Below are 25,274 nucleotides of genomic sequence, written 5' to 3' on the forward strand. Positions count from 1 at the left end.
TGACTATTTCATTTTTATGCTAAATCTTAATCGACATAATTCGAAAAATGATGAGATCCTTGCAGCACATGAATTACTCCATTTGTAGAAATTAAATTCGAGGTTCTCACAACAGTATGAACATCGTCATTTACGCCTCCTTCGTCTGGATTAGGTCCCCAAAAATCATCTTCTCCTTTGAAAGTATAAAAGACATATTCCGGAAACTGATCTAATTGATCTTTATAATCTTCAACAGGTTCCAGCGAAAGCTTTCTTTCTTCTCCGTTATGAGCAGTATAAATTTTACCTTCTTTTACCAATTTGCTGCGATCCAGACTTTCATCGAAAATATATCCTCCCAATATTTCTTTCAAATCGTCTACAGGAATATCATTAATACCATAATTTGGATTCTCTTCTACATCTTTTTTATAAAAAATATAATTTTTTATAGACAGATTATTTGGAGCAAAAAGAGTTGTTGATTTAGCGTTAACCAAATCAATCATTCCTGCCTTCTGGATCAATAAAGCCAATGTATCCAGTTGTTTATGTGATTTTAGAAAATCATAAGTAGACATTCCAACATTTTGATTGGCAAGACCACCATCAATTAGATAGTCGTCGTTTGAACAGGAATACATACTGAAAAGCACTATTATTATTACTATATATTTCATGTTTATGTTCTTTAAAAATTATTAAATAAATTACAACTTACCTTTCCAAAAGTCGGTTTGAATAATGGCAGAATTAATTGAGATTACAGATGGATCAATTGGCCAAAAACAGCCTTTATGAGCAATTCTGCTTGGGTTCATCCAGCTTACTCCCGCAAAATAATTCATTCTGATTCTGTCAAATCCTGATTGTCCTTCGCCTACCAATTCAATGGCACGTTCGTCAAAAATGGCTTTGGTAAGTGATTCATTATCGGTTGGACCAGTATAATTAGGTACATTGGCTTTAGATCTGATTGTGTTAATATCCGCAACAGCAGCTGAAGTGTTTCCTAATTTCATATTTGCTTCTGCTCTAAGAAGATAGATATCTGCCAATCTGAAAATTAAGATGTTGGATTCTGAAAATCTCGCATAAGGATCAGATGCCTGACCGTCTCGGGTTGCTTGAGAATATTTCATTAAAGAAGATTGTTCATTTGAATCAAAATTGCTAAAAAACAATTCTTTACGTTTGTCATTGTCTCTGTCTGAATCTGAATTCATCATGTCCTTTCCATAAAAATCATCACTAATAATAGGCGCATTTGAATTAGGGCTTAGAAAAAACGGATTCGTTAATGTTAATCCTGTAGGAGTTGTATCTCCTCCATCCACACGATACGATTCGTTCATCGCAGCACTTATATTAATTTCAAAAAGACCCGTTTTAGATTGACCGATACACATATCATTAAATCCATCTACACCTTCGCTTACATAATCAATAAGTGAAGCATGACTGTTTTGAATCACTGAATTTGCAGCCGCCAGAGCCTGAGTAATCATAGCAGTATTACCATGATCTCTACTTGCATACCAAAGCGTGATATGCGCTTTTAGGGCTTCGGCACTTGCTTTATTGGCAGTAATTGCCCATTTAGGAGCGCCTGGAGTAGAATATTCTAATAATCCAATCGCTTTATTGGCTGCAGCCAAAGAAAAATCTAAAACTTTAAGTTCATTCTCTCTTGGTTTTGTAACGATGTTACCGTCCTTAATCAATTGATCTGAAGTCTCTATCACCTCATCTACAATTGGCGCATCTCCCCAGATACGTGCCAAATAGAAATAGGATAATGATCTTACAAAGGCTGCTTCGCCAATAAGTCTGTTTTTTTCGGTTTTTGATCTAAAAGCGCTATCCGGCATTTCGCTTACGTGTTTTTCTATAGAAAGAGCCCAGTTTGCTGCTCTGTAAAAAGCTTTCCAATTGCGTGAATCATCACGATACGCCAGAACATAATTTCCGTTTCCTTCGATATAATCTACAATCCAAAATTGACTATTCATAAAAGTCATTCCGGTAAATTCTCCCCATAACATGAAGTTTGAATCTTTGGTCAAAGCTTCTTTAAGCAAAGCATAATCTCCTGCTAATGCCGATTCAACATTGGCTTGAGAAACCCAAAAATTTTGCGGAGTTGCCAACCCCATTGGCTCTTGATCCAACATATCTGTACAGCCAAAAAGGCTAAACAAACAAAAAGTCAGAATCGTTATTTTATTGTATGTATATTTTTTCATTTTTAATTCATTTAAAATTTAACATCCAATCCAAGTGAAAATGTTTTCGATTGTGGATATCCGTTACCAAGTGTGTATCCCATTTCATCAACTTGAGAAGCATCTGCAACAACCTTAGAACGTTGCCATTGATATGGATTTATAACCGAACCATAAATACGTACGCGAGAAATATGTATTTGTTCTAAAACACGACTTTTTTCAATTGTATATCCAATAGAAGCGTTTGATATTTTCCAATAATCACCACTTTCTTTCCACAAAGACTGACCGCTTCTAAATCTATAATAAGGAGTTGTATTAGGACGAGCGGGATATAAAGCCGGATAATGTGCTCCAGCTGCACCATCGCCTGGGTTCTCCCAAAAATACAATCCGCTTAGATCTTGTAAACCTTTAACAGCCCAATCGTCTCCTCTGTCGTAATTATCTAAATATCTTTGTGTAGACGAATCTATAATATCAGAACCAAATGAGAATTGACTGTAAGCTTGTAAATACCAACCTTTGTATTTTAAATTGATATTCAATAATCCTGTAAAATCAGGTGTTGGTTTAAATGAAGTATCCAATTTATAATCGCCGGCTTCATCTAATAGATAATCACCATTATAATCTTTCCAGATTGGTGTACCTGGTGCAATAGTTCCCCAGGCAGATTTACCATGTAGTATTTCTCCAGTGTATGGATTTATTGGTAACTGATTTAGATTATCTACAATATATTCATACTTGAATTGTACAGGAAGAATCAACGGCATTCCTACCACATATCCATAACTTCTGTCTCTACCTGCATCATATCCATAATAATCCTTGTTTCCGTTAGGAAGTTTAGTTACAAAGTTTTTGTTTTGACTCATTCCCGTGCTTATTTCCAGTTTCCAAGGATTTCCAACTGAAAAGATTTGCCATTTAACCATTGCTTCCCAACCATAATTCATTACGCCCGCAACATTTGATTTTGCCTGATTGAATCCTGAATAAGCAGGAAAAAGCGTTTCGAATAATAGATTTTCTGTTTTCTTGTTATAAGCATCAAAAGTTATATTGATTCGGTTATTAAATAAATCCATATCAAAACCAATATCCCATTGTTTTGAATTTACCCAAGAAAGATTCGGATTCCCGATTGTATTGTAATCTGTTACAACTCCTGTTGTACCTCCGTAAGTAGAAACATTCATCAAATTAGACCATAATGGATTTCCGCCATATCCTAATCTGTAGGATCCGTATCTCAGGAAATTCTCGTCGATTTCATTTCCATTAACACCATAACTGGCTCTTAATTTTGCGTAACTCAAAACATTTCCGGTGATTTTTTTGATGAAAGGCTCATCAGAAATAATCCAACCCAACGCTATCGAAGAGAAATTAGCATATCGAACATCTTCACCAAAACGAGAAGAACCGTCTCTACTAAACGCAACATCAACCATATAACGGTCTTTAAAACGATATCCCAAACGTCCAAAATAAGACAGCAAAGCATTTGATTCTATACTTGTGTATCCATTAATTTGACCCTGAGTATAACGATCGTTGATAACCTTGATCGCATCTACACCAAAACCTTTGGCATACATAAACATATCTTCATATTTATTATAATCTGTTTTTTGTCCTAAGACTGCTGTAACAGTATTATTACCGAATTTCTTGTAGTAATTAATGTAAAGATCTGATGATAAATTTTTTCGATTATATAAGGCATAACTAGCAAAACCATCTCCTTCTTCACGCACTGATGATGGTTCATAATAATTTTTCTTTTCAGAACTATACACGTAATTAAACTGAGCATTAACAGAAAAAGCAGGCGTGAAATCATATTTCAAAAAATCAGAAAGTGTTACTTGTACCGTTTCATCTGTATTCAGTTTATCTGATAATTCTCCTTGTAATGCTTTAATTTTATCATCCGAAACATAAAACAAAGAAGAATTTAAGTTCGAAGGATCCGTAGGCAAAGTATTATTGAATTGAAATCTTCCTCCATCAGGATTTCCCTGACCTGTTTGATTGTCCGTTTGCAATAAATTAACTCGAAATTGGTTTTCAAAATTTTGCCCAACTTTTGAATTAATGTTTCCTGAAAAAGTATAGCGCTTAAAACCAGAGTTTTTAATAACTCCTTGTACATCATCATATCCTAATGATAATCTGTAGTTTGTGGTTTCGCTCCCGCCTCGCATACTTAAATTATACTTGTTAGAAATTCCCGTTCTATAAAATAATCCCTGATAATCTACTTTATTATTAAATGCAGGATTCAAACTATCTGATAAAACCATTGGTACATGCGATGTCTGCACATCATCAGACTTCCACCATTTATAAAGCATTCCCATTTTAGCATTTCTTTCGGCAGATCCGATATTCATTGTCACTAAATTTGGAATAGGAGATATTCCTGTATTTAATGAAAATGTAAATTCGGGTTTATCCAAAGCTCCACCCTTTTTGGTTGTAATAATAATAACTCCATTTGCACCACGTGATCCGTAAATCGCAGCCGCAGAAGCATCTTTTAAGAAATCTATTTTTTCAATATCATTTGGATTTAAAGAAGCCAGGAAATCTGTATTGGAAGTATTATATCCAGCCAAATCTTCTAAAGATGTTTGTACTCCGTCAATTACATAGAGCGGACTACTATATCCAGAACCTGACATACTTGTGTTTCCACGAATAACCAACGATCCTCTTCCTCCAGGCGCGCCCGTTTGAGTAGGCGTTTGTATTCCTGTTGCCAAACTACCAATGATAGAAGAAACACTAATTACCGGAATATCCTGCAAATCTTTACTGCTAATGGTTGATACCGCAGCGTTGACATTTTTTTTATGCACTTTTTGATAACCAATAATAACAACGTCACTTAAATCATTTTGGGCTGATTTAAGTCTAATATTTAATTGTTTCTGGCTTCCAACTGTTACTTCTTTCGTAATAAATCCAACATAAGAAACAATCAAAACATCACCTTCTTTTGCCGCAATAGAAAAGCTTCCATCAACATCTGTAGATTCTACTTTGTTTGTTCCCTTAACTTTAACAGAAGCTCCAAATAGGCTTTCACCCAATTCACCAGTTACTTTTCCGGTAATGGGATTATCATCGACAACTAAATTCAGATTTCTTTCTGCTTTTGTTTTCTCCGTATGTTCCATTATCTCCCCTTTTTCTAAATGAAGTGAAAATTTTACTGTATGACCAAAAGAGGAAATACTACATAAGGTGACAAAAAAGAATATCGAATTCTTCTTGGTCCAGAGAAATATCTTTTTTTGTTTGGTTAATAGCTCGGCATTTACCGGGTTAAATTGGTTTTTCATAAAATTGGTTGTTTATTGGTTAATAAGTATTTTTAATCAACTGGTTAATAACATAATAAAGAGTACAGTTGCCATATCTGGCACGTTGTTGGCGTTTTATATTTTATTTCAAAATCAAAAATCAGAATCAAAATGAAACAGTATTATTTTTAGATAATTTGCTTTTATTTACTTTAAAAAAAGGCATAGAAAGTGCCGTGGCTAAATCGAGTACGACTTAACCTTCTTAAAATCAGACATTAAAAAACAAGCTGTTTTTTTTTGATTTGCAGGAATCAGGGTTATCTAAAAAGTTCTCTGATTTTTTTTCCTTTTAATTTTAATAAACTATATTCATTGGTTATCGGTTTATTGGTTTCTACTTTGGTTAAAGGCAATATTATTTTCGAAAATTTTAAAATCTTATTTATAATCTGAAGCCGTTAGTTGTAATGCATAAAAAAAAATTAAACACATAGAAACATAGATTTTATGTTTATAAAAAAGTAAATCAAAAAGAAACTTGTTTCTCGCACATAGCTATGTTTGTTAATGCAAGTGAAACGCCTTTCTTTAGTTCATCCCCACGCTCCGGGACTATGTTTCTATGTGCTAAAATAATTACTCCCAAGGGTTTATAATATGACTTGTTTTTTTGTTTTTAAATATAGCTGTACATCATCCATAAGCTTTATCTGTGTTTTGGCTCTGACCAGATTTTGATCTTCGTATGTTGTAGTATAATAACTGTCATTATTTAAATAATCTCCCAAAAAACGACAGGCTTGTTCAAAAAGAATCAATGGTAAACTGAGATGAATGTTATCTGCTTCTTCATCAGACATAAAACAAGAAGCTTCAGCAACATAAGCTTTCATAAAAGCCTCATAGATTTCTATGTCAAAACATACTTTTGACAAATCTTTTTCTTCTTCTGTAGCTTTATTGGCTCCCGTTCTTAAGCTATCACCTACATCATGAAAAATACTTCCGGGCATTACCGTATCAAAATCAATAATGCATAAAATATTTTTATTTTCATCAAAAAGCATATTCCCTATTTTAGTGTCGTTATGCACAACTCTCACAGGGATTTTTTGCGTATTTATTGCATTGGCAACGCGCTGTATAGTTTTAATATTAGATTCTAAAAACGCAATTGATTCTTTTGCTTCTGATAACCTTTCCGGTGAAGCATTTTTTACACTTTCTTCAAAATCAGAAAATCTTTTTATGGTGTTATGAAAATCCGGAATTGTGTATTCTAATTCCGAAATTGGAAAACCGAGCAATGCTTTGTGAAACTTCGCCAAATAAGCGCCAACCTGACTTGCAACTGTATTTGAATCAATCCGATCTAAAACAACGGAAGGAATATAAGTTGAAAGCTGCCAAATCGCCTGGCCTTGTTGTGAATAAAAATGTCCTTCCCTATTTGCAATAAATTTTAAAGTAGGAAACCCGTTTGCGTTCAAATACCAAGTGGTTTTTATCTTATTATTCAGTAACGATTTTATATTTGGAAACACAACCTGATTCATTTTTTGCAAAATATAATCTCCATCAGCAGTCTCAATTTTATAAGTACTATTGATCAGACCAAAATGTATGGCAGAATACGTAAGGATTGTTTTATTGGGATAAAAATCTTTAAAGACAGTTTTAATTAATTCTTCCATGCTTGTTTTTTATAATTGCCTTGATGCTGTATTTTTTTAAGTTTTACTTCAACCACTACTAATGTCGACTTCATCTACTTTTGTTTTTTCTATTATTTTATGCTAAAAGCAAAACCTTAACTCGTTCTATTCTAAACTTTAAGGCTGTTGCTTTATGAATAAATATTATTTATTTTATCGTTCTGTTTTTACTTTTTTATCTCTTTAAAAAGCTTTGTTTTAACCCGAAAAAAGCTCTTTTTTATGCTTTTATTTTACAATTTTAAAAAATACTGGAAACCACTATTATTTGTCATTTTTTCAATTCTTAAAAAAAGCTTAAAGTAGGACAGAATAGTAAACAAATAATAGTTTTATGATTATTAACTTAAGAATTAAACACTATTTTTCATAATTACATGACTAAACTATATTTTTTTTTTTACATATAAAACAAAAATTAAAAAAAATGTGCTCGTGCACATTAAAATTATGTGTACGAGCACATTAAAATTGATGTGTCAAGCAGTTTCGGCCGTTTTTTAAAATTATTCTAAAATTTTAAATTGTAAGAAAAGTAATCTGTAATTTTTATCTTGTAAAAAATTTAAATCTGACTATTTGCTCCAACTTTTAACCCAAAAAAAACATCTTGCTTTATCATGATAAAAAGTTGTTACAAGCACTAAAAGTTTTTTGTTATTCAAATTAAAAACTATTTTAAACACGTTATAATTATGCTCTCTCCATAAAAAAAGCCCTAATTTTCATTAGGGCTTTTTTTATAAGTAAATTTCAAAATTGAAAATTCCAAAATCAGGCATTTACTGTATTTCCATTTCAATTATCGTATCTATTTCATCTATTTTATCACCATTCAAATACACAAAAGTACCTTCAGGTTGTTGTTTGAATTTAAGGTCCTTTTTACTGTCCATCAAATAACATTTTTTGATTTTTTGTTTCATCTCGGGAATGAAAATATACTCGGCCTGATTTGGTGTTTTTATGATGTGTGCAAACAAGGTTTTGTCTTTGGCCGTAAATACACCCCATTCTTGCGGTTTTATCACATTGCCCCTTGTTCCGTAAATACTTTTTCCGTTTTTATCCATCCAGATTCCTATTTCTTTCAGAGTTGCCACAAATTCCGGTTGGATTGATCCGTCAGGCATTGGTCCAACATTCAAAAGGAAATTAGCATTCAAACTGGCTGCATTTATCATATAATGCAGTAAATCTTTGGTTGATTTATATTTTCTGTCATTAATATCAAATCCCCAGGAATTGTTCATCGTTTCGCAAGTTTCCAAAGGCAATTGAGAAACAGATTGTCCTCCAAATCCAGAGGTATTTCCGCCAGGTAAATCTTTTTCAAATGCTTGAAAATCTTCTCCTTGAATAGGAGTTAAATGGTGATTGTTTGAAATCAAACAGTTGGGTTGAAGTGTATGAATCAATTTGTAAATTTCATCATAATGCCAGTTTACTTTTGATGCTAATGTTTTATCGGTATCATTATCCAATTGGTCCCAATGTCCGTCAAACCAAATACCACCTATTTCTCCGTAATTGGTCAGCAATTCTGTTAACTGTCCTTTCATAAAACGGATGTAGCTATCCCAATCACTTTTTGCAGTTCTTCCTGTTCCTTTCCCAGTCTTTCCCGTTTCATATTGGTAATCGGTTCTTGTCCAGTCTAAAAGTGAATAATAACAGAACAACTTAATACCTTCTTTATGACATTCTTCAGCCAACTCTTTTAATAAATCTCTTTTAAAATGCGTATTTGTAATTTTCCAATCTGATAATTTGGTGTCAAAATTGCTAAAACCATCGTGATGGCGCGTGGTAAAAGTGATGTATTTCATTCCCGCTGCTTTTGCAATACCAACCCATTTCTTAGCATCAAAATCCTGAGGATTAAAAACGTTAATTAATCTTCCGTATTCGGTTACTCTGATGTTTTCATTGTTCATAACCCATTCGCCATTTCCCAGAACGCTATAGGGACCAAAGTGAATGAACATTCCAAATTTATCGTCTTGAAATTCTTTCCTATTCTTAATATTTCCTTCTGAAGGAGTATAGGTTTGTGCCAGCATTCCCATCCAGCTCATCGAGAAGAACAGTATACAAAGTGTTATTTTTTTCATGGTTATTTATAGTTTTAAGTAGATAGTATTATATTTTATTAACCTGTTGGTGTAATGCGCAAAAAATAATATTTAAACACATAGAAACATAGATTTTATGTTTTTGAAAAAAGTAAATTAAAAAGAAACTCGTTTCTCAAACATAGTCCCAATAACTATTGGAATGTATTAACGCAAGTGAAATGCTTTTTTTAATAGGCTCCAGCTTTAGCTGGAGTTTATATAAAATCAATCCGAATGGCTTTAGCCAAAAATGCATGATTTGGCTAAAGCCTTCTTGTTGCTCCTATTAAGTAACTCCAGCTAAAGCTGGAGTCTATTCAATACATTTAATATTCAAAAATTGTATTAGATTTAATTCTCTCTAAAATAGTTAGCTCCCCAAATCGTATATCGCTTTTTCATCGTTTCAATTTTTGTTTGAAATTCAGTCCAGTTTTTACTTTCTTTTGAAGACCATAATACTTCGCTTAAAGCACTTAAACGGGGAAATATCATATATTCTACTTTGGCAGGATTTGCCATATATTCTGTCCAGACATTTGCTTGAGCACCCAAAACGTATTTTGCTTGTTGCTCATTCAGCTCTTTCGGAATTGGCTCATAACCATAAACGGTTTCCAAAGGTAAAAACCCTCCAATAGTAACTTGTTTTTCATTCTTGGTTTGAGAATGATCTAAATAAACATGGCTTCCCGGAGTCATAATTACCTGATGATTTTCTTTTGCAGCAGCAATTCCGCCTTCTTCTCCTCTCCAGCTCATTACGATAGCATTTGGCGCAAGACCGCCTTCTAAAATTTCATCCCAGCCAATTAAGGTTCTTCCTTTTTTATTAATGTATTTTTCCATGCGTTGGACGAAATAACTTTGAAGACCATGCTCATCCTTCAAGTTTTTGTCTTTTATCATTTGCTGACAAAACGCACTTCTTTTCCAGGCATCTTTAGGAGATTCATCTCCACCCACATGAATGTATTTTGATGGAAATAAAGCGATCACTTCATCAAGAACATTCTCCAGAAATTTAAACGTATTTTCTGTTGGAACAAACACATCTGAATGAACTCCCCAGGTTTCCTGAACAATTTTATTTCTTCCGTTTGCCATTTCCTGCTTGCTCTTATCAGAAATCATATTGTCTGGAAGATTAGTTTTCTCGTCTGGAAAACAACTCAACTCCGGATAAGCGGCAATAGCAGCGCTACTGTGTCCCGGCATTTCAATTTCCGGAATTACCGTTATAAAACGATCTGAAGCATATTTTACGATATCTTTTACCTGTTCCTGAGTATAAAAACCTCCTTCTTGTGTATTATCACTTCCTTTTCCCGGATAGCTTCCAATAATACTTCCATTTCTTTTAGAACCTATTTCAGTAAGTTTTGGGTATTTTTTTATTTCAATTCTCCAACCTTGATCTTCGGTTAAATGCCAATGAAAATAATTCATTTTATGTAAGGCTAAATAATCAATATATTTTTTTACAAATTCAACTGAAAAAAAATGACGTCCAACATCAAGCATAGCTCCTCTGTAAGCAAAACGTGGTTGATCTTTAACTTCTACTGCTGCAATTGCCAGAGTATTGCTTTTTTCTACAGGCAGTAATTGAATAAGGGTTTGCATTCCATAGAAAGTTCCCATTGGAGAATTACCGTTAATTTCGACACCATTTTGATCTGATTTTAACTTATAGCCTTCACTTTTAAGTCCCTCAATATTCTTTTGACTTATTAATTTAATGGAATTTTTATTTGACTTTTTTACAACAGGCAACTTAAAACCATAATAATTAAACAAATAATCATTCAAAAAAGCAGCCGTAGCATTATCCTCTTTATTGATAACAACCAAGCTGGTTTGCGAACTAATCACAAAATTTCCGCTATTTCTAACAACTTCCACTGGCTGAGGAATGATATTTACTTCTTGTGCAAACGACAATGTACTGCATAAAAGAAGTGAAAAGAAAAATGATTTCATCATGTTTACTATTTAATTAATTATTGTTAAAACTAAAAAAAATGCCTTGTGTACGATAACACTTTAATTATAAAAAAAAAACATACTCCATGTTCAAAATTGGTCAACCCATTTTTGTCATTTCGACGGAGGAGACCCGAGCGATAGCGAACAGACGAAGTAAATCTTCGTAAGTAACTCCGCAGCGCGAATCCAATCTTTGTCGAGCTTCTCGTGGAGATTTCTCCTTCGTCGAAATGACAATATTGTGTTTAATACTTTGTTCCCGTCCCGTCCCGAAATTTCGGGATCGGGATCAGGCTTCAGGACTATATTTTATAATTAACGAATTACGTTATTCTATTTTGTGTAAGCCACAGCATGTTGTTTACTGCTTCCTAAACCGTCCATTCCTAATTCGATTACATCTCCTGTTTTGATGTAAATAGGATCTGGTTTAATACCTAAACCAACACCCGGAGGAGTTCCTGTACTAATGATATCACCAGGAAGCAACGTCATAAACTGGCTTAAATAATGTACTAAAAATGGAATTTTAAATACCAGATTAGAGGTATTACTATTTTGGAATTTCTTTCCGTTAACTGTTAACCACATTGGTATATTATTCACGTCTGCGATTTCATCCTGAGTTGCCAAAAAGGGTCCAAGTGGTGCAAATGTATCGCAGCCTTTTCCTTTTGCCCATTGTCCTCCACGTTCAATTTGAAAAGCTCTTTCGCTATAATCATTAAGTAAAGCATAACCGGCAACATAATCTAAAGCATCGGCTTCTTCTACATAACTTGCTTTTTTACCCACAATAAAAGCCAACTCAATTTCCCAATCTGTTTTTTCACTGTTCTTTGGGATTATCAAATCATCATTTGGTCCGCATAAAGATGTAGTTGATTTAAAAAAGATAATTGGCTCTGCCGGAATTGGCGCATTGGTTTCTAAACAATGGTCTACATAATTTAAACCAATACATATTATTTTTGAAGGTCTCGCCACCGGAGAACCTAAACGTACATTTGCGTCAACTTCCGGTAATGCCGGATTATTTTCTAATGCTTTTTTTAATTTTTCTAATCCGTTTTCTTCAAAAAACGTTTCGTTATAATCCGTTACTATTGAAGAGACATCAAATCTTTTTTCTCCTATTAAAATACCTGGTTTTTCTTTACCGGCTTCTCCAAATCGTATTAGTTTCATTTTTATTACTTTTAAATATATTATACTTCTTTTATTTATTCAGACAACATTATCCTTGTCGTTATTCAATTACATAAATCACGGCACTTCTTGCACCATGTGCTCCTATTACCAATGATTGTTCTATATCGGCGGTTTTAGAAGGTCCGGCTATAAATGCACCAAATCCTTCTTTTGATACCTCTATTTTTTCGTATGCCTGATGTAAAGTGTTTACAATGTTTTTTTTCTCGATTACCAAAATCAAATGCTGACATATAAACGGAATAAGTCTGTTTATCATTTGACTTTCATAAACCCAGACAGCGCCATTTTCTGCCACTCCAATTGTACCTTTTATATATGCTTTTTCAACTTTTTCTAATTCAATTGCCGACAAAAAAGCTACTTGTTCGTCAACATCTCCAAGTGCTGTTATAGTATTTACAATAAAACTTCCACTTGTCTTATCTGCAATTAACTGATCTTTAAGCACTGCTATATCCGAAATCAATTCTACTTTACCACCAATGCTCTCCAATACAATTTTAAATTGTGCAAAGGCATCTTCATAATGAATAACAGAATTGATATCAATAACAGGAAGTTCAACCAATTCAGGCTGATTCATCGCTATGGCATTCAATATATTTTCTCTTGCACTCATATTCTCTTTCTCTGCTATTTTATTTTTGGCTTTTGCCGTTTTTCAAATACCAATCCCGGAATGATTCCTTTGGAGCTACTGGCATTTCTCGTTGTTTAGACCAAATATTTAATTTATTATTTACCATAAAAGGGAATAAATGCATTACGCCTCTTCCCATTTTTCCCATGAAACGATACACTTTAGGATTCGAGAATACAAAACTCATTCCTTTCATTCCCAGTTTTTTACTTGTGGCTACATATCCTTCGGTAACAATTACTTGTCTCCATTTCCATAACTGTTCATGTATATTGATTTTAACGGGACATACATTGGTACAACTACCACATAAAGTTGATGCAAAAGGCAAATCGGCATTGGCTTTCATATCCAAATTTGGATTTAATATAGAACCAATTGGACCCGCAACAGCTGTATGATAACTATGTCCGCCACTTCTTCGATATACCGGACAAGTGTTAAAACAGGCTGCGCAACGAATACATTTTAATGAATTTCTAAAATCTTCTCTTCCCAGTTGTTTACTGCGGCCATTATCTACAATCACAATATGCATTTCCTGATTTGGTCTTGGTTTATGAAAATGACTTGAATAAGTTGTAATAGGCTGACCTGTGGCGCTTCTGGCTAATAATCTCAAAAACACAGAAAGGTGTTCTGCTTTTGGAATTAATTTTTCAAAACCCATACACGCAATGTGTACAGGCGCTGTATGAGCTCCCATATCAGCATTTCCTTCATTGGTACAAACTACAAAACCTCCTGTTTCTGCAATGGCAAAATTGACTCCTGTAATCGCTAATTCCGATTCTACAAACTTATTACGCAAGTGCTGTCTCGCAGCTTCGGTTAAATATTGTGGATCGTTATTTCCTTTTTCAGTTTGCAAATGCTCATGAAAAGTAGCACTTACATCTTCTTTTTTTAAGTGAATTGCAGGCAAAACAATATGACTTGGAGGTTCTTTTCTAAATTGAACTATACGTTCTCCCAGATCAGTATCGACCACTTCAATTCCGTTATGCTGCAAATATTCATTCAAATGACATTCTTCGGTTAACATACTCTTGCTCTTGACAATTTTCTGAATACCGTGTTTTTTGATAATTTTATGAATTATCTCATTGTGTTCTTTGGCATCTGAAGCCCAGTGTACTTTTATGCCATTAGCCGTAGCTTTTTCTTCAAATTCTTTTAAATAATTGGAAAGGTTTGAAAGTGTGTTGTTCTTAATCTGCGAACCCCATTCTCTTAATTGCTCCCATTCCGGTAAACCATGAGCAGCCTTATCGCGCTTTTCACGAACGAACCACAAAGTTTCGTCGTGCCAGTCGGTTCTAGGCTCGTCAGCTATAAACTTTTCCGCTAATGCAGCGTGTTTTACCGTCATACTTTTATATTTATTCTGTCTATTACTTGTCGCTCAGGTGTTATTTGAATTGCCTCCAGTTTTAACTGAAGGCGAAAAATTGATAATCGATTCAGGCTTTAGCCAAACTTATGCATTTTGGCTAAAGCCGTCAATCTAACTTTTATCATTTACATCCAGCTAAAGCAGGACGCTATTCACTCTTTACTAATTCACAAAAACCATTCAATATTTCAGCAATATGAATCGTTTTTGTCTTACTTCCTTGTCGCTTTAATATTCCTTCCAGATGCATTAAACAACTAGTGTCTCCTCCGGTAATATAATCGACCTCATTATCTTCGTGTTCTTTTATTCTGTCCTTACCCATTTTTACGCTTACTGCTTCTTCAAACACGCAAAAAGTACCTCCAAAACCGCAACATTCATCATTTCGTTTTGGTTTACTCAGGGTAATGCCTTTGACCATATTTAATAATTGTTCCGGTTTTGAAAATTCCGGCAACATTCTTTCTGTCATTGATGAAAGGTTTAATCCTCTCTGTCCGTGGCAACTGTTGTGCATTCCAACTTTATAAGGAAAACTGGCACTAATACTTTCTACTTTTAAGATATTAGTTAAAAACTCGGTGAATTCATAAATAGTATTACGAATATGTAATGCTTCTTGCGGATGTTTGTCATCTTGCAAATGTTCTTTTACATGCAAAACGCAACTTCCCGAAGGAGCAACTATATAATCAAATCCTGTGAAATTTTCAACAAAATTGATATCGCAACCCTTACTCAAACTTGCAAAACCACTATTAGCCATAGGCTGACCACAGCAAGTTTGCTGTAACGGAAAAGTGACATCGCAACCTAGTTTTTCTAATACCTGCAAAGTAGCAATACCCACTTTAGGATAAAACTGGTCTATATAACAGGGTATGAATAAGGCAACCTTCATTATAAATTAGTTATTTAATTTAATAAAACCTCCATCAATAGGATAATCGCAACCCGTAACAAAACCGGATTCATCGCTGCATAAAAACAAAGCTAAAGCTGCAACTTCATCCGGTTTTGCCATGCGTCCGATAGGTTGAGATTTTGATAATTTTTCGAACATTTCAGCTTCCTGACCCGGATAATTCTTTGCAATAAATCCATCTACAAAAGGTGTATGCACGCGCGCCGGAGAAACAGAATTACAACGGATATTTTCACTCATATAATCTCTGGCTATCGACAAAGTCATTGCCATTACAGCTCCTTTGGCGGTAGAATAAGCAAATCGATCCGGAATACCCACCCAAGCAGCAATCGAAGCCATATTTAAAATAACGCCTCCGCCTGTATTTCGAAAATGTGGTATCGAAGCATGTAAACAATTGTAAACTCCTTTTACATTCACATTCATAATTCGGTCAAAATCTGCTTCAGGAGTTGTTTCTACTTTTCCAACATGAGCAATTCCTGCATTATTTACGAGAATATTAATGTTTCCAATTTTTTCGAATGTTGCTAATACTTCTTCCTGATTGGCTACATTACAAGCATGTGAAAATACTTTTCCTCCATTTGCTTTTATTTCTTCAACAGCTGTTTTAGCACTTTCTTCTGTTAATTCAATAATGTGTATCTCAGCTCCTTGCTTTGCAAATAAGACTGAAATAGCTTTCCCAATTCCGCTGCCACCACCAGTAACAACCGCTTTTTTGTTTTGTAATGAAAACATATATTTAGATTTTTAGATCTTTAGATTATTAGACTTTTAGGTCTTGAGAGTTTATAATTTACATCTCATAATTACTACAATGATACTCCACGTTTCCACGGAATAAAATCATCCTGGTTTAACAAAACCGCTTTTGGAATAATTTCTCCACTAGCCGCTTTTATGCAATATTCCAAAATATCTTCGCCCATTTCTTCAATGGTTTTTTCGCCACTAATTATCGGACCGCAATCAATATCAATAATATCGCTCATTCTTTGAGCCAAAATAGAATTTGTAGCCACCTTAATAACAGGACAAACCGGATTACCTGTTGGAGTTCCTAATCCTGTTGTAAACAATATTAATGTTGCTCCCGATGCTGCTTTTCCTGTTGTTGCTTCAACATCATTTCCTGGTGTACAAACCAAACTCAAACCTGCTTTTGTCGCTGGTTCCGTATAATCTAATACATCAACGACTGGCGCTGTCCCTCCTTTTTTAGCTGCTCCAGCACTTTTTATAGCATCTGTTATTAATCCGTCTTTGATGTTTCCCGGCGATGGATTCATGTGAAATCCTGAACCTACTTTATGTGCCAAAGCATCATAAGACTGCATTAAATCAATGAATTTTTTAGCTACTGGCTCTGAAATACAACGGTCAATCAGATTCTGTTCTACTCCACATAATTCGGGAAATTCTGCTAACAAAACTTTACCGCCCAAAGCCACCAGTAAATCTGAAGCATAACCCACAGCCGGATTAGCAGAAACTCCGCTAAAACCATCACTTCCACCACATTTAACTCCCAAACATAATTCGCTCAATGGCGCTGAAACTCTTTCGTGTTTGTTTATTTCGATTAAACCTTCGAATGTTTTTTTAATGGCATCGGCAACTAATTGTTCTTCACTTTTAGATTGTTGCTGCTCAAAAATAAATAATGGTTTATCAAAAGATGCATTTTGTTTTTTAACATCATTTGTAAAATCCTGTACTTGCAAATGCTGGCATCCCAAACTCAATACAGTTATACCTGCTACGTTTGGATGATTTGCATAAGAAGCCAGTAAGGCGCTCAAGGTAGCCGAATCCTGACGTGTACCTCCGCAACCTCCCTGATGGTTTAGAAATTTAATACCATCTACGTTTTTAAACACGCGGTTCGTATTTATATCCGGAGCCAATTGAACATTTATGGTGTCCAGACTTTCTCCTTTTTTAAATGCCTCCAATAAACTATGCGTATATTGTGTGTATTTATCGCTTACTGAATATCCTAACTCATTATGCAAAGCTTCACGGATTACGTCAAGATTTCTATTTTCGCAAAATACTGTTGGTACAAACAACCAATAATTGGCAGTTCCTACACGACCGTCATTTCTTTTATATCCTTTAAAAGTTCTGTCTTTATATTTTGAAACATCTGGTGCTTTCCATTCAAAATTAACATCACGATATTGATAAGGTTCTGCGGCATGTTTAAGATTATCTGTTGTCATTAGGCTTCCCTTAGCAACATCATTTTGCACTTTTCCAACCAAAACGCCATACATCGTTATTTCAGCTCCCGCTTTTAAATCTGCTGTATAAAATTTATGTTTTGCCTTAATAGTATCTTGAAGGATATAAGTCTGATTATCAAAAATCACATTTTCTCCTTTTACCAAATCTGTTAAAGCTACAAGCACATTATCTTCCGGGTGCATTTTCACCACCAATCTTTTAACTTCGTTTTCTAACATATTATATAAATAGAATTTATGCTTTATTTGTTTTATGTCCGTTAAATGCGAACAATAGTATTACTGAAAAACAGGTCAACGGAACAACATATCCATTTTGAATACTTCCTGTAACATCTGAAATAAATCCTAAAACCGGAGGAAGTAAAGCTCCTCCAACTATTGACATTACGATCAATGAAGATCCAATTTTTGTATTATGTCCGAGTCCGTCAATACCCATTGAAAAAATAGTAGGAAACATGATACTCATAAAAAATGCAATCGCTATTAAAGTATAGACTACTATCATTCCTGTTCCCACTATTGCCAATATTGATAAGAGAATATTAATGATTGCATAAATGATTAATAGTTTTCTTGGCTTTATATATTGCATGAAAAATGTTCCGGCAAAACGTCCTATCATAAATGCCAAACCATAAAATCCTAAATATTTGGCTGCAGTACCTTCTTCCAAACCTGCCGAAGTAGTTGCCATTTTAATAAAAAAACTTCCAACACAAACCTGCGCTCCTACATAAAAAAACTGAGCTAAAATTCCCCATCTTAAACGCATAGATTTCAAGGCTCCGGCAAAACTTGCTCCGTCTGCTCCTTCTTTATCTTCATCTTTTACATCAGGCATATTGGTGAAGTAAAATACTAACGCTACTGCCAAAATAATCAGTCCCAAAATTAGATAAGGCATTTTTACACTTGCTGCTTCTTCCAAAACATAAGCATGCAATTCTGCCGGTGCCATCGCATCCATTTGAGGCTGAGTTAAATTTTTTCCGGATAAAATCATTGGACCAATATATGCAGGCGCTATAAAAGCAGCCAGTCCGTTAAATGACTGTGAAAAATTTAGTCTTTTGGTCGCTGTTTCAGACGGACCTAATATTGTCACATAAGGGTTTGCAGCTGTTTCTAAGAAAGTTAATCCGCAAGCTATAACAAATAAAGCTCCTAAAAAGTAAATATATTGCAGTGAATTGGCAGCCGGTACGAACAAAATCGAACCAATACCAAACAAAACCAATCCTATCATAATACCGGATTTATAACCGTATTTTCTCATGATATAACCGGCTGGCAAAGCCATAACAAAATAGGCAATAAAGACAGAGGAATCAATCAAAGAAGATTCTAAATCTGTAAGATTAAATGCTTTTCTTAAATGAGGAATAAGTATTGGATCTAGATTATGTACAAATCCCCAGAAAAAAAACAAACTGGTTACCAGTATAAAAGGAAACAACCATTTTTTATTTTCTTTAGAACTAACATCTTTTTGAACATCTATTTGAGTTGTCAATGCCATATGTTTTTTATTAAATTTATTCTATTTTAGAACTATAAAATTATAATGATTGCAGTATACTTATTAATTCAATATTACCATTATTTAATTAGTAATTGTCTTTTTTTAAAATTATGAAGTTTTATTTTTTAAATACTCAAAAAGAATGGGGGAAATATTGATTTTTAACAGAACCGTCTTCAAATAAATCTATAATGGCATAACCCGGAGGCGTTTGCTTATAATAGCTTTTTCCAGCGGAGTCTTTATCTCCCGGTTCCCACCAAAAACCACTCAAAGCACCATTGCAGTAATAATGTACATTATTATAAACGGCCTCGTCCAGCAAATGAATATGTCCGCTAAGGCAAGTGATTTTTTTGTCTTTGTGTTTATAAAAAAGATCGCTGATGTATTTAGAATCGGTGTGGTTTCCTCCGTCAACATGAGTACAAACGGCAAGAATAGGATAATGACTCATGCAAACCACTGGCGTATTCGCAGGAATTGCCTGCAAATCTTTTTCTAACCACAAACGCTGTTCATCGTCTAATGAACCTTCGCCATTATTACTGTCTAAAATTATAAAATGCCATCCTTTTTTATCAAAACTATAATAACGATTTGGAATTCCTAATTGCTTTACTACATAGTCCTTTCCATACATCGAATCCTGTTTGTCCGGAGCAGCCCACCACATATCATGATTTCCAAGGCAACTATGCATTTCAAAATCACTTATTCCTTTGGTCGTTTCGTACCAAACTTTCCATAATTCATTTACTCTGTCTCGTGTAATATTGCCATAATCAGCAGCAAAAATGGTATCTCCTCCATTTAGGAAAAAATCTATTTTATGTTTCTTTATTTCTTCCAAACATTTTACAAAACGATCGGGCGCATTTTCTTCCGGTCGGATGTGCACATCAGTGATATGCGCAATACGCAATACTCTTTTAGATTTATAACTTTTTTCTGCAGCAGAAACAATAGATGCCGAACCAGTCAATGCAACTGTACCGGCAGTTAAACCAATATATTTTAGTAATTCTCTTCTTTTCATTTTCTAGTTTGATATATTTAGACCTAACAAGTTTTATCCCGAGGCTTCGGGACTGTTTGGTCTTTATTGAAATCAAAAAAAACTTTGTGCCGTTAGGTACTAAATATTGGTAATCGTAACGGTACAAAATTCGCTGGCGTGCCGTAGGTACGCAACAAAATGATAACTATTGCGTACCTACGGCACGCTAAACTTATTCTAATTCATATTTTCTACCAATCTTTAGTGCCTAACGGCACATTTCAATTCTTGATTAGGATTACTAGTTTAACTATTCAGCTTTCACAGAATAAGGTCTGTCTTTAGCAGAAACTCCCCAAGTTTTAGACGGTTTATCTCCCATTGTAAAAATCAATTCACCGCCTTTCATAATGTCCGAATGAAGGATATAACTTTTGGTATAAGCTTTTCCGTTTAAAGTTGCTTTTTGAATGTAGATATTCTTTGAATTGTTGTTTAATGCTTTCACAGTAAAGCTTTTTCCATCAACCAAATTCAATACTGATTCATCCATAGTTGGACTTCCAAAAACATAAACCCCGTTGAATGGATTTACAGAATACATTCCCATGGCGCTCCAAACGTACCAAGCCGACATTTGTCCTACGTCTTCGTTTCCACACAATCCGTCATGTTTATCACTATATAAATTGTCTATGATGTAACGTATTTTCTCTGCAGTTTTCCAAGGTTGTCCCACGAAATTATACAGATACGTAATGTGATGACTTGGCTCGTTTCCGTGAGCATATTGCCCAATCAAACCTGTAATATCACTTGAAGCCTCAGCTCCCATATCTCCTTTAATCGTAAATAAAGTATCCAGCTTTTTCGTAAATGTTTTTTCTCCTCCCAACATTGCAATCAACCCTTCTACATCATGAGGCACTAACCAAGTGTATTGCCATGCATTTCCTTCGGCAAAATCATCTTTCATGTGTGCCGATTTAAACGGATCAAAAGGTGTTCTCCATTCTGTATCGCTGACTTTTCCTCGTACAAAAGTGGTCGAAGCATCGTAATATTTCCTGTATGCTTTTGAGCGGTTATAGAAATAATTATAATCTTCTGTTTTGCCCATTTTTTTAGCCATCATAGCAATTGCTCCGTCCGAAATTGCATATTCCATCCCAATTGCTACCGATTCTCTCAAACTATCTGCCGGAATGTAGCCTATTTTTTTCACGAAATTTAATCCACGATCATCTTGCATTACCGTTGCTTTTACTGCTTCGAAAGCCAATTCTCCGTCAATTCCTTTGATTCCTTTTAAATACGCATCGGCAACAATCTGAATGGCACTGTTTCCAGGCATACAATAGGTTTCATTGCCCATTAAATGCCAAACCGGAAGATGTCCTGTTTCTTGATAAATCGCCAACATCGAATTGATTATATCCGAAACTTTTTCGGTTTGAGTTAAGGTAAACAAAGGATTCGCACCTCTATAAGTATCCCATAATGAGAAAGTTGTCAAATTTGTAAATCCGGCTGCTTTATGAACTTGTTTGTCTGAACCATAATAATCACCATTGCTGTCATTATAAGTTGAAGGTGCAATCATTGTGTGATATAAAGCAGTATAGAAAGTTTTCATTTTGGCGATATCATTCGATTTTACTGCAATTTTATTCAGCTCTTTATTCCATTTTTCATCAGCCTCAGTTGCTGTTTTTTCGAAGTTCCAACCTGAAATTTCTTTTTTGATATTCATTAAAGCATTCTCAGTGCTAACAGCTGAAATTCCAACTTTAATTTTAATTACCTCATCTTTTAAAGTCGAAAATTGAATCACCGCTTTTGCACTATCACCCAAAACCACTTTATTTATCATCTCTTTTGTATTGTTGTACAATTGGATTTTTTTAGCGGGTTTTGATAAAATTGCTGCGAAATAAATTCTTTGATCAGGAGCCCAGCCTTTTGAGAAACGATAACCTTCAATTAAAGTATCATTTTTAACTCTGATATAAGTATCTACCGCTTTATCCCAACCAATTCCTTCAACCAGATCTAAAATAATATGTGATTTATCTGAAGCCGGGAAAGTGTATTTTTGAAAACCAACTCTTTCAGAAGCAGTCATTTCGGCTTTGATTCCGTTTTTCTTCAAAATAACAGAATAATATCCTGGTTTTGCAACCTCATCTTTATGATCAAAACCTGAAATATATCCGTTTTCCATTTCTTTGGCAGTTCCTTTTTTCAAGTTAATTTTACCAACGGCTGGCATAAAAAGCAAATCTCCAAGATCACCAATTCCGGTTCCGCTTAAATGTGTGTGCGAAAATCCGATAATAGTAGGATCAGAATAATGATAACCCGAACACCAATCCCAACCTTGTGATATGTTTACAGGTCCCAACTGAACCGCTCCAAAAGGCACATTTGCTCCCATGAAAACGTGTCCGTGAAATCCTGTCCCAATAAAAGGATCTACATATTGTGTCAAATTTTGTTTAGTACTCTGACTTTGCATTTGCAGATAGCAAAGCGCTAAAATTGCAAAAAATGCCGATTTTAAATTTTTATTCATGTTTGTTTTTCATTTATATCAAGAACATTACTCCCTAAAGTCTTTATTCTATAATCTTGCTTCTATAATCTTTCCTCTATAATCTTGCTTCTTTATTCCTCTCTCTACTTCACAATTTCGAAACTCGCTTCTAACATTGCATCTCTAGAATTGGAACCAATTTTTACATTATATTTTCCTTCGTAGATTTTGAATTGTTTTTTAGCATCATCCCATTTTTGAAGTTCTTCCAACGGAATTTCTAACGCGATTGTTTTAGAATCTCCTTTAGAAATTGACACTCGTTTGAAAGCCTTCAATTCTTTCAAAGGCATTCTGTCTACATTTGGATATTCGATATATACCTGAGCTACTTCATCTGCATCATATTGCCCTGTGTTTTCAATTTTAATTTGCATCGAAATTTTATCAGAAGTAGTTTTGATATTCTCCGGTTTTTGAACCCAATTGTATCCAAAAGTCGTGTAGCTTAATCCAAATCCGAAAGGATATTGTACTTCTTTATCAAAATAACGATAGGTTCTGCCTTTCATCGCATAACTACTATAATCCGGTAAATCGCTGAAAGATTTATAAAAACTAATTGGTAAATGTCCTGACGGAGATACTTTTCCAAAAAGCAGATTAGCCAAAGCCGTTCCGCCTTGTTCACCCGGATACCACGCAAAAACAATTGCATCAACATAAGGTTCAATCGCCGAAATATCGACAGCGCTTCCACCTGTTACTACAGCCACAAGAGGCGTTTTAGTTCCTTTTCGAAGTGCTTTTATGTATGCAATATGCGAAGCCGGTAAATCCATATTTTTTCTGTCGCCTTTACCATCAGCCAAAAAAGCATCGCCTTCTTCGCCTTCATAAACTGGTGTAAAACCAATTACTGCAATCGTCAAATCGGCCATTGAAGCAGCCCAAACTCCGCCAAAATTAGTCGTATCGTTAAAATCGCAACCCATATCATATTCTATACGAGTATCAGGATCTACAGCTCCGGCAATTCCTTCTACAAAATTTACGGCTTTATCGGTGATTCCATGGTAATTTCCTAGTAAAGCATCTAACGAAGCTGCATTTGGACCAACAACCATCAACGATTTATAATCTTCTTTTTTCAAAGGAAGCAGTTTTGTTTTTTTCTCACCTACTTCTCCATTTTTCAACAAAACCATACTTTGCTCTGCCATTTTTCGGCTAAGATTTCTGTGGTACGTATTGGCAATACTGTCTATTCCATATTTTCTATACGGATTATCCTCTGCTTTGTCATAAAATCCTAATTTGAATTGTGTACGCAAAGTTGGAGCTAATGCATTATCGATATCTTTTAGGGAAATCAACTTCTGATTCAATGCATTGATTGCATCTTTTTGCAACAATCCGCTGCAATCCATATTTACTCCGGCTTTAATTGCTGCCGCTGCGACAGTTACACTATTTGGCAAGGTTTTATGACTATCATAAATATCCTGTAATGCCCAACAATCAGTCACAACGTGTCCGCCAAATTTCCATTCATTGCGTAAAATATCTTTTAATAAGGTTTTCCCGGTACAACAAGGTTCTGAATTTACTCGATTGTAAGCGCACATAACAGTTTCTACATGGGCATCAACCAATTTTTTGAAAGCGTATAAATAAGTTTCTCTCAAATCTTTTTCATCCACAATAACATCAATAGAATGTCTTGTTTTTTCAGGTCCGCTGTGCACGGCAAAATGTTTGGCACAAGCCGCTGTTTTCATGTATTTTGAATCTGTTCCTTGTAATCCTTTGACATAAGATGTTCCCATTTTTCCGGTAAGAAAAGGATCTTCTCCATAGGTTTCCTGCCCTCTTCCCCAACGCGGATCTCTGAAAATATTGATATTTGGTGACCAAAAATTCAATCCCATATATTGCAAACGGCGGTCTTTGGCAACAGCCATATTATTCTTAGCTCTTGCCTCTGTTGAAATAGCATTTGCCACTTCATTTAATAAATTATCATTAAAGGAAGCCGCCATTCCGATCGCTTGTGGAAAAACGGTCGCTTTTCCGGCTCTGGCTAATCCGTGTAAAGATTCATTCCACCAATTATATTGCGGAATATCCAATCTCTTTACTGCTTTGCTTTCAAATCCTAACAAAGAAATTTTCTCTTCGGTAGTCAATTGTTTCAATAAATCGTCTACTCTTTTATCAATCGATAAATTCTGATTTTTATACGGAAATGCTTTTTGTTGTGCATTTATAATCCCAATGCAAAAACAAAAAAACATTATAAATCTGTAGCTTTTTAAACAATTCATTATTGATCTATTTTAATTATACAAACACTTATTATTTATTATAAAACCAGAAAATAGTTCCTCTTAAAAATAACTTCTTTTTCTCCCGGACA

At 34.6% G+C, this 25,274-nt stretch carries 16 protein-coding genes; all 16 read right to left on the reverse strand.

Annotated elements, in window-relative coordinates; genetic code table 11:
- Positions 1-26 precede the first annotated feature (26 nt).
- The 16 genes from CLU81_RS03160 to CLU81_RS03235 all read right to left on the reverse strand — a co-directional run bounded on the left by CLU81_RS03160 (position 27) and on the right by CLU81_RS03235 (position 25,182).
- Positions 27-662, reverse strand: a complete 636-nt coding sequence (locus CLU81_RS03160; RefSeq protein WP_099708499.1) for a fasciclin domain-containing protein — start codon at positions 660-662, stop codon at positions 27-29.
- 30 nt (positions 663-692) lie between these two features.
- A complete protein-coding gene (locus CLU81_RS03165) occupies positions 693-2,228 on the reverse strand; it encodes a RagB/SusD family nutrient uptake outer membrane protein (protein WP_099708500.1) in 1,536 nt (511 codons plus the stop codon).
- Between the two features lie 11 nt (positions 2,229-2,239).
- Positions 2,240-5,569, reverse strand: coding sequence for a SusC/RagA family TonB-linked outer membrane protein (locus CLU81_RS03170; protein ID WP_099708501.1), 3,330 nt, complete (start codon positions 5,567-5,569; stop codon positions 2,240-2,242).
- A 614-nt stretch (positions 5,570-6,183) separates the two neighbouring features.
- Positions 6,184-7,227 carry a phosphotransferase enzyme family protein gene (locus tag CLU81_RS03175; protein ID WP_099708502.1) on the reverse strand — a complete coding sequence of 348 codons (1,044 nt, stop codon included), beginning with the start codon at positions 7,225-7,227 and terminating at the stop codon, positions 6,184-6,186.
- Between the two features lie 803 nt (positions 7,228-8,030).
- Positions 8,031-9,362: an alpha-L-fucosidase gene (locus CLU81_RS03180; RefSeq protein WP_099708503.1), complete on the reverse strand. Its 1,332-nt coding sequence runs from the start codon at positions 9,360-9,362 to the stop codon at positions 8,031-8,033.
- 354 nt (positions 9,363-9,716) lie between these two features.
- Complete coding sequence (locus CLU81_RS03185; protein WP_199174545.1) at positions 9,717-11,351, reverse strand: beta-N-acetylhexosaminidase; 1,635 nt, start codon at positions 11,349-11,351, stop codon at positions 9,717-9,719.
- Positions 11,352-11,687: 336 nt separating this feature from the next.
- The gene (locus CLU81_RS03190) at positions 11,688-12,542 is read right to left on the reverse strand and encodes a fumarylacetoacetate hydrolase family protein (RefSeq protein ID WP_099708505.1); all 855 of its coding nucleotides are present in this window, start codon (positions 12,540-12,542) and stop codon (positions 11,688-11,690) included.
- Between the two features lie 61 nt (positions 12,543-12,603).
- Positions 12,604-13,188: an LUD domain-containing protein gene (locus tag CLU81_RS03195; RefSeq protein ID WP_099708506.1), complete on the reverse strand. Its 585-nt coding sequence runs from the start codon at positions 13,186-13,188 to the stop codon at positions 12,604-12,606.
- A 19-nt stretch (positions 13,189-13,207) separates the two neighbouring features.
- Positions 13,208-14,581 carry a lactate utilization protein B gene (locus CLU81_RS03200; RefSeq protein WP_099708507.1) on the reverse strand — a complete coding sequence of 458 codons (1,374 nt, stop codon included), beginning with the start codon at positions 14,579-14,581 and terminating at the stop codon, positions 13,208-13,210.
- A gap of 172 nt (positions 14,582-14,753) precedes the next feature.
- Entirely contained in the window at positions 14,754-15,509 is a 756-nt protein-coding gene (locus CLU81_RS03205) for a (Fe-S)-binding protein (RefSeq protein ID WP_099708508.1), read from the reverse strand.
- Between the two features lie 6 nt (positions 15,510-15,515).
- On the reverse strand, positions 15,516-16,280 hold the full coding sequence (locus CLU81_RS03210; RefSeq protein ID WP_099708509.1) for an SDR family NAD(P)-dependent oxidoreductase: 765 nt from the start codon (positions 16,278-16,280) through the stop codon (positions 15,516-15,518).
- A gap of 74 nt (positions 16,281-16,354) precedes the next feature.
- On the reverse strand, positions 16,355-18,010 hold the full coding sequence (locus tag CLU81_RS03215) for a UxaA family hydrolase (protein WP_099708510.1): 1,656 nt from the start codon (positions 18,008-18,010) through the stop codon (positions 16,355-16,357).
- A 16-nt stretch (positions 18,011-18,026) separates the two neighbouring features.
- The gene (gene fucP, locus CLU81_RS03220) at positions 18,027-19,316 is read right to left on the reverse strand and encodes an L-fucose:H+ symporter permease (protein ID WP_099708511.1); all 1,290 of its coding nucleotides are present in this window, start codon (positions 19,314-19,316) and stop codon (positions 18,027-18,029) included.
- A 136-nt stretch (positions 19,317-19,452) separates the two neighbouring features.
- Positions 19,453-20,358 carry a metallophosphoesterase gene (locus CLU81_RS03225; RefSeq protein ID WP_099708512.1) on the reverse strand — a complete coding sequence of 302 codons (906 nt, stop codon included), beginning with the start codon at positions 20,356-20,358 and terminating at the stop codon, positions 19,453-19,455.
- A gap of 271 nt (positions 20,359-20,629) precedes the next feature.
- A complete protein-coding gene (locus CLU81_RS03230) occupies positions 20,630-22,894 on the reverse strand; it encodes a GH92 family glycosyl hydrolase (RefSeq protein ID WP_099708513.1) in 2,265 nt (754 codons plus the stop codon).
- 104 nt (positions 22,895-22,998) lie between these two features.
- On the reverse strand, positions 22,999-25,182 hold the full coding sequence (locus CLU81_RS03235) for a glycoside hydrolase family 3 N-terminal domain-containing protein (protein ID WP_199174546.1): 2,184 nt from the start codon (positions 25,180-25,182) through the stop codon (positions 22,999-23,001).
- Positions 25,183-25,274 lie beyond the last annotated feature (92 nt).

This window comes from Flavobacterium sp. 9 (assembly GCF_002754195.1).
Lineage (GTDB): Bacteria > Bacteroidota > Bacteroidia > Flavobacteriales > Flavobacteriaceae > Flavobacterium.